Genomic DNA, 6411 nt, shown 5'->3' with positions numbered 1-6411 from the left:
CGATCGGTCGTGCCTGCATCGCAGGCCGATGGACATGGAAAGCCTCCCATCTCTCGGACTTCTATTTCCATGTCCAAGAAATGGGAGGCAGTTCATTTGCCGGGCGGGCTACCTCAACCGACCCAATGCGGAGCCAAACAACCGATTACGGAGTTCTCGACGCTGCGCAAGCATCTTCGCACTCATGGGATTGCGGCGAACCCCCAGCTGTCGTTCGAGCTCTGCAGTGAACGCATTAAGCGCCTCGTTGCTCTTCAGGATGCCGTTCGTTAAGGTCATGACCTTGTAGCCCATCGCCTCCAGCGTTGCGCGACGACGTTCATCCTTGGTCTTTTGCCGGGAATTAAGATGATCCTCGTCGCTGTCGTATTCGCAGATGACCTTTGCCCCCTGCCAGCAGAAATCGGGCTTTATCACATGCTGACCCGCAAGGCTCCATAGCTCTTTGGGCACAGCTAACTTCTGGTTCATTGCGAATCCGTCTAAACCCGCACCGCCATGAGGCCGCCCAAGCTGGAAATAAATAGCAACATCGGTCTCGCGTGGCGAGGCGGAATTGGGTGACGAAATTCGCAATGCTTCGAGAGCCCTTGTTGCACCGCGAACGTTCATCGTGTGTGCAGCGACTGCGTACTCCCGGCAATCCGAAAGGCTTGCTAGCGGATTAACGTTGCAGACAATGTCCTCGTCTGTCCAAGGAACAAGTCCGTATGTCCCCATAAGCTCGCAGCTAACCTGAGCCAGAGAGATTTCATCGAGTTCGGAGCCCAACTGCGCAATTACCACCGAGGGACGGCACACGAAGATTCCGTCTTCAATGCAAACGAGTTGGCTCGAGCCAAGTGGGGCGCGCCACTTGTGATTGCATACGTCAATAAGATAGCAACGTCCAAATGGTCCGCCATTCACCGAATCAAGAGGCTGCCCTTCGTCACAAAGACACAGGTCACGGGCTCGCGAGACTCTCTGTGCAGCACCCAAGGCACGAGCACCAAAGACATCCGCCGCATCGTGTTCCTGCAGAGAACCTCCCGTCGAGCGAACCGACCGCCAAAACCGAAGCGCTGAATCTGAGCCTATACAAATCGCATTGTCGTACATGGCATCCTCCCCGGTGACCCGCTGCGCAAACCGTGGGATGACTGTATCTCAATTTAATCAGGCTACTTTTTCTCACTACGGATTCCTGCGGAACAAGATTTCGCGTAATCGCAGGTAGATAGTACCGCGTGACAGCTGGCTGACAGTCAGATGCAAGTGAATTGTCAGTAAGGTGCAAGGTCTCCGCCGTATGTTGGGACCATCGGAAAGCCCACGTACAAGGAGGTATCTGCATGGCACTCTATTGGCCCGAAGCAAAGGTCGCGTTGGAGATTGTCGACGACCCCGCATCAAAGCCGTATGAAGGCCCAGCTGATTGGTCGGTACTGCACGTGACCTGCGAGGACATTCGCGACGTTCGCAGATTCCAGGAGATGGGAAGGAAGCTTGGCAGGCTCCTCGGAGAAGACACCTCGTTCATGGATGACCCCGAATGGCAGCGAGGAAACGCCGAGCTTCACGAACGGCTCATGAACGAGTTCTGCCCACGCTAGCACCAGGGCAAGGCACACAAAAGCGGCCGACCAGCACATGCTGGCCGGCCGTCTTACCGAGCAATCAGAACGACAACACTACTTCTCGCCGGCGGCGCGCTTCTCGGCGTACTCGGCAGCAAGCTTTGCCTGGATGTCGTGCGGGACCTGCTCGTAACCCGAGAGCTCCATCTCGAACTCGCCAGTACCGCGCGAGAGCGACCGCAGCCGCGTGGCGTAGTCGGTGACCTCGGCGTACGGTATGGTCGCCTCGATGGTCGTCTCACCAACCGCAGCGCCTGTACCCGCGGACATGCCCTCGACGCGGCCGCGCGAAGCGGAGACGTCGCCCATCACGGAGCCGGCGTAGCTGTCGGGCACGGTAATGCACAGGTGTGCCATGGGCTCGAGAAGCACGGGCTCGGCCTGGGCGACGGCCTTCTGGAAGCCGATGCGCGCGGCGGTCTTAAAGGCCATCTCGTTGGAGTCGACCGGGTGGTACGAACCGTCGTACACGGCAACCTTGACGTCGATCATGGGGTAGCCGGCAAGCACGCCTTCGCGCATGGTCTCCTGAACGCCCTTGTCTATGGCAGGGATGAAGCCGCGAGGAATGTGGCCGCCAACGACCTCGTCCACAAACTCGTAGCCGTTGCCGGGATTGGGCTCGATGCGCAGCCAGCAGTCGCCATATTGGCCAGCACCGCCGGTCTGCTTCTTGTGACGTCCCTGCGCGGAGGCAACGCGACGGATGGTCTCGCGGTACGGGATGCGCAGTGCCACCGTATGCGCAGTCACGCCAGCTCGGTCCTCGAGGCGGTCGAGAAGCACGCTCACCTGCGCCTCGCCGATGGCAGAGATAACAGTCTGGCCCGTGTCCTCGTCGCGCTCGACCTTGAGCGTGGGGTCGGCGTCGGCGGCTTTCTCGAGGAACGCATAGAGCTTCCCCTCTGTCCCGCGCTTGTCGGGCTCGATGGCGATGCGGTAGAGCGAGTTGGGGAAGCGGAACGCAGCGGCCTCGACCTTGCCGGTCACGGAAAGCGTGTCGCCCGTCATGGCCTCGAGCTTGGGCACCACCACGATGTCACCCGCCGCCGCCGAGGAAACCTCCTCGGTGTCTCGGCCGCACATGAGGTAGAGATGCCCCAGTCGCTCGGTCTTGCGCGTACGCGCGTTGGTGAGCTCGATGCCCGGCGTCAGCGTGCCCGCCAGCACCTTGAGGAAGGAGAGCCGCCCGTTCTGCGGGTCGTTGAGGCTCTTGAAGGCAAAGGCAACGGGGCGGTCGTCGTCCGGCGAGATGTCAAGCTGCTCGCCGTTGACCAGCGGGATGCGCCCAAAGTCCGCCATCGTGGGGAACCAGCCGACAATGGCGTCCATAAGCGAGAAGAGGCCCTCCTCGCGCACGCAAGAACCAGCAAAGACGGGGACAAACACGCGCTCGGCCATGGCCTTGCCGAGAAGCCCCTCGAGCTCGGCCTGGGTGATTTCGCCGCCCTCGAGGTAACGCATCATGAGCTCGTCATCGGCCTCGACCACAAGCTCGGTAAGGTTGGCGCGCGCCTCGTCGGCGGCGTCCTTGTACTCGGCCGGAACGTCGGTCACCACGGGCTTGCCGCCCTCGAGGTGACGCGCCTTCATGTGAACCACGTCGATGACGCCGCCAAACGCGTCGCCGGTGCCCATGGGGATGGTAACGGCGCCCAGATTGTTACCGTAGTGCTCGCGCAGCCCCTCGAGCGTCACGTCGTAGTCTGCGTCCGGCCTATCGCAGCGGTTCACAAAGATGGCGCGCGCGAGCGAGAGGTTCTCGGCGGCGTACCACAGGCGCGTGGTCACGGTGCCAAGGCCGCCTGCCGCGTCAACCACGAAGAGCGCCGTCTCGCACGCGCTCATGGCTGCATAGGCATCGCCGACAAAGTCCGGATAGCAGGGCGCGTCAAGCACGTTGATGCGAGTGTTTCCCCAGACGACGGGGGCAATGGTGGTGGAGATGGAGAAGCCGCGCTCGCCCTCCTCCGCGTCGTAATCAAGCGTGGGCTTGGTGCCGGCGTGACCGCCCAGACGGGTCGTCTTTCCCGTCAGGTGCAGCATGGCCTCGGCCAGCATGGTCTTGCCCACGCCGCCTTGGCCCACAAGGACTACGTTCTTGACCTTCTCAGTGCCCGTTGTAGCCATGGTTCCTCCTCGAGCCGCATGCCAGGGCAGCATCGCCGAGGAGAAGCGCAACGGCGAAGCCACCGTGCCTTTGTCACAACGCGGCAAACGCCGCGCGTTGGATTCACCTTACCCGCGTGAGCAGCGACGGATTCGCACGCATCGGGCAGCGTGGTAATGAGTGGGGCAAGCGTGGAGTCGAGATTGATTCCGGGTCCGCTTCGACTTGGCAACGCGGTAGACGCGCGTGGACCGGCCCGCACAAAAAGGGCCCCTCCAACCTTGGTTGGAGGGGCCCTTTGCTCTAGTGCCTAGAAGCACGGCGTCTACTTAGAGCCGTTGCTCTTCCTCTTGATGATGAACCCGGCAGCGATTGCCACAACCGCGATGCAGGCAAGGCCCACAGGAAGCGCGGTAGACGTGGTGTCACCGGTGTCAGGAACCTTGGGGGCAGGCTTGGCCGGCTCAGGCACGACGGGCTTCGTGTAAGTGTTCTCGAAGCTCACGGCATCAACGGTCTCGCCGTTGGAGTTCGTGATGGTCGGGACAGCATCGAACCTGCCATTGCCGTTGTCGGTGACGGTGTACGTGAGGGTGTATACGTTGCCGTCGTAGGTCCAGCCATCAGAGTCGCCTGCGACCTCGTAGATCTTGTAAGTGTACTTGCCAGCCGCGCTGAACGTCACGGAGCCAAAGTCAACGCTTCCGGGGCCGTCCAGGGTCTTGGTAACGGAGCTGCCGTCGGCGTTGTCGAGAGACGGCGCGCCGTCCTGGGCCTCGATCACGAACGAGAAGGTCGGATAGGTGTCGGTCTGGTCGCCCGCAACCGTCTTGGTGACGGTGGGCAGAGGGACAACCTCAGGAGCGGCCTGATAGGTGTTCGTGAACGTCGGGGCGGTCTCAGAATTGCCGTCATACACCGGCTTGGAGGCGGTCAGAGTACCGTCACCGTTGTCGGTCACGGTCACGGAAACCGTGTGCTTGGCGGTGTCGTAGGTCACGCCACCAAGGTCGTTGCCAACCTCAGAGATCGTGTACTTGAAGGTCTTGGACTCGGCGTTATTAAGGTCGCTCAGCTTGTAGGTGATGGGCGAGAAGGTCACGGTGCCGTCTGCCGCGTTCGACACGGGCTCGACAACGTTGCCCGCCTCGTCAGTGAGCTGGAACTTGAACTCACCGGCGTTGATGGTACGGCCGGTAAGCTCCTTGGTGGCCTTGAAGGCCTCCGCCGTCACAGGGCTCGCCTTGTAGGTGTTGGTGAAGGTGGTGCTGTCGGAGCTTTCAAGCGTTGCCGTGATGTTGCCGGCGCCGTCGTCCACGAGCTTGACGGTGTACTTAGCGACATTGTCAGAGTACGTGTAACCGGCTGCCTTCTCGTCGGGCACGACTTCCTTCGCCGTGTAGGTCACGGACTTGGTGCGGGTGCCGTTGTCGCCAGCTTCAACGCCATTGCCCTCGAAGTCCTGCTGCGTGTAGTTCAGCTCGGGGAAGGTGATGGAGCCGGACGCGTCGTTGGCCACCGGCTCGCCGACAGCGTTGCCGCTCTCGTCGAAGAGCTGGAACGAGAACTGGTCTTCCTTAAGGGCACGGCCCTCAAGGACCTTCTTGGCCGTAAGCGTTAGGGGCTTGCCGGACTCGGCCACGTAGCTGTTAGCGAACACCGGAGCGCCAGAGACCTTAGCCACGAGCTGGCCGGCGCCGTCATCGGTGACGGTAACCGTCACGGTCTTCGATTCGGTGTCGTACGTGAAGCCAGACTTGCCGTCATTCACCTCAGCGACCGTGTAGGTGTAGGTACCAGCCTCGGTATACGTGATGGGGCCAAACGTAATAGAGCCATCGCCAACGTTGGCTGCCTTCGTCTGGCTGGGCATGGGTGCTCCGTTGTTCCCGGTCAGCGTGAAGCTGAACTCGCCAGCCATGAGCGGAGCTCCGGTCAGGGACTTCGTGGCCTTAATGGTCACAGAATCGGTCGCGGCAGCCTGATAGCTGTTGGTAATCGTGGCCGGAGTGTCGACCGATGCGGACATGGTGCCGTCGCCGTTGTCCTTGACGGTCACGTTGACGTTGGCGGAGCTGGTGGTAGCAGTCCAGCCGGAAGCCGGAGTGCTCTCTGTCACGGTGTAGCTGTACGTGCCCGGCTCGGTGTAGGTGATGCTACCAAAGTCGATGTTCTTGGTGCCGGACTCGCCAGCCTCATAGGAAACCGAGGCGCTGGAGGCATCGCTGCCGTCAGCGTTCGCAGGCATCGGAGCGCCGTCCTTGCCAGCGAGCGTGAAGCTGAACGTCGCATCCTTGGTCGGATTCGGGCTGGTCACGTTCTTCTGGGCGAAGCCAGTGGAAGCATCCAGCTGAGTAGAGGTCGCCTTGTAGGTGTTGGTGATGGTGCCGTTGCCGGAGACGGCGGCCTTAAGGGTGCCGTCGCCGTTGTCGGTGACGGTGACGGTCACGACGTAGCCGTCGCCGGACTTGGTCCAGCCGCCATCAGGCGTGGCCTCGGTCACCTTGTAGTAGTGGGTGCCGGGCTCGTTGTAGGTGATGGTGCCCAGGTCCACGGCCTCGGAGGTCTCTCCCGCGGCGTAGTCCGCGGAACCCGTGTTAGTGTAGCCGCCCTCGACGGCGTTGCCGTCTGCGTCCACCTCAGTGATGGAGAAGCTGAAGTCCTTGTTTGCGGGCATGAGCC

Annotated in this window: 4 protein-coding genes; 1 reads left to right on the top strand and 3 read right to left on the bottom strand. The window is 61.6% G+C overall.

The genetic code is table 11. The features are described from left to right. Positions 1-108 precede the first annotated feature (108 nt). Positions 109-1101 (bottom strand): DUF559 domain-containing protein, encoded by a 993-nt coding sequence (locus tag BT122_RS10780; protein ID WP_083432481.1) that lies wholly within the window; start codon positions 1099-1101, stop codon positions 109-111. Positions 1102-1334: 233 nt separating this feature from the next. On the opposite strand from BT122_RS10780, the gene BT122_RS10545 reads away from it, so the two are divergent. Then, the gene (locus BT122_RS10545) at positions 1335-1595 is read left to right on the top strand and encodes a hypothetical protein (RefSeq protein WP_072355863.1); all 261 of its coding nucleotides are present in this window, start codon (positions 1335-1337) and stop codon (positions 1593-1595) included. Positions 1596-1673: 78 nt separating this feature from the next. Here BT122_RS10545 and BT122_RS10540 read toward each other — a convergent pair whose 3' ends face one another. Both BT122_RS10540 and BT122_RS10535 read right to left on the bottom strand, forming a co-directional pair. Continuing rightward, positions 1674-3749, bottom strand: coding sequence for an elongation factor G (locus BT122_RS10540; protein WP_072355862.1), 2076 nt, complete (start codon positions 3747-3749; stop codon positions 1674-1676). Between the two features lie 305 nt (positions 3750-4054). Then, the coding region (locus tag BT122_RS10535; protein ID WP_286130371.1) for a Spy0128 family protein at positions 4055-6411 on the bottom strand (2357 nt) is incomplete at its 5' end.

Origin of the sequence: Olsenella sp. kh2p3, from assembly GCA_900119625.1 — a bacterium.
In the GTDB taxonomy this organism is placed as follows: Bacteria; Actinomycetota; Coriobacteriia; order Coriobacteriales; family Atopobiaceae; genus Tractidigestivibacter.
The sequence above is the reverse complement of the archived record's forward strand: the minus strand, read 5'-3'. Positions and strand labels throughout refer to the sequence as shown.